General features: G+C 34.4%; 1 protein-coding gene and 1 pseudogene. Both read left to right on the top strand.

Annotation, left to right across the window (positions count from 1 at the left end):
• Positions 1–382: pseudogene (locus HMPREF3263_RS04130) on the top strand (hypothetical protein); the annotation flags it as partial.
• A 154-nt stretch (positions 383–536) separates the two neighbouring features.
• Positions 537–1271 (top strand): hypothetical protein (locus HMPREF3263_RS04125; protein WP_256337398.1); only part of this gene is annotated, 735 nt, incomplete at its 3' end.

Here is a 1271-nt window from a genome sequence, read left to right as displayed (position 1 = left end):
TTGTTATCCCCTGCCAAATCCTCTGCATAATATGCATCTGATTAAAGCCATGCGAGAGTTTTTTACTCAAGAAAACCCTGAGTTTTTAAAACATATTGGTAGATTTTATCGCACGCCATGGCTTCGTCCCGGTATTGCTTTTTGTAATAGTTTCAGTTTTATTCGTTTTCCTATTTCCAGTCGGAAGAAAATCAACCGTGCCATCGCGGAACAAAAAGCTTTTTGGAATACGCTTTCTTACAAACAACAGATGCAACGTTATGATAAAGCTGTTAAAGAACAACAAGAACTTAATGAACAACTGGCTTCAGAAGGCTTAATTAACGAAGTTAATGATGACTGGGAAGAAACCGAAAAATCCCCAGCGTTGCAAGATAAATAAACCAGGTTAGATTGAAAAGTGCGGTAAAATTTTTCAATGTTTTTAAAACACTTGGAAAATCAACCGCACTTTTATTTTTTGTAAGCATTAGAAGAGAAAGCATCCAGTAAGGTATACTAAATGCAAAAAATCAGATTCAGAAATAATAAGGAAAATGATGAATCGAAATAAAATTTTCCATGATATCGGCTTTTCTATTCGCAAAGTCAATGAGGACGAAATTGAAATCAGAAACTCAACTTTTGATGGCTATTTACGAGGCTTTTTTAGAACTCTAATTATTGCTATTTTATTAGTAATTTCATTTTTAGATTATAGACATAAAGAGTTTCCTTTATCTGGAATATATAATTCTGTAAAAGAGGATTTTTACTGGGCAAATTCCCCCGATACAATATTATTACCACTGTATAAATCTCGAGTGTTAAGAGAAAGTGATCCTAATTATTTTATTAAAAACCCTAGTAAATACCCTCCAATGCCTTATGAAGAATATCGTAAACCATTTTTAGAAAATCATTTTTGGCGAACACATGTATTTTACTTTGAGCTAATTCCAATCTTTTTGATATTTATACTCTTCTTCTACCCTCGCCACCGCTCAATTCGACTTAACCGTAAAGAGCGGGTGATTTATATGCAGGCATTTCATAAAATTTTTGTCATTCCAGTGCCGGATAAAGGTGACCCGTTAATGGGAATGAAATATAACCGCTTTAGCTTTTATATGTTCGGTAGCCGTAAACAGTTTGCTTTATTGATGACGGGACTTGTAGTGGAAGGGAAATACACCGAGGCTGAACTTTTAGGTTGTTATCCTTTACCAAATCCTTTGCATAATATGCACCTGATTAAAGCCATGCGGGAGTTTTTTACTCAAGAAAACCCT

It is taken from the genome of Haemophilus sp. HMSC61B11, from assembly GCF_001838615.1.
Taxonomy (GTDB): domain Bacteria; phylum Pseudomonadota; class Gammaproteobacteria; order Enterobacterales; family Pasteurellaceae; genus Haemophilus_D; species Haemophilus_D parainfluenzae_AD.
Note: the sequence above shows the minus strand (reverse complement) of the source record. Positions and strands in the feature narration are given on the sequence as shown.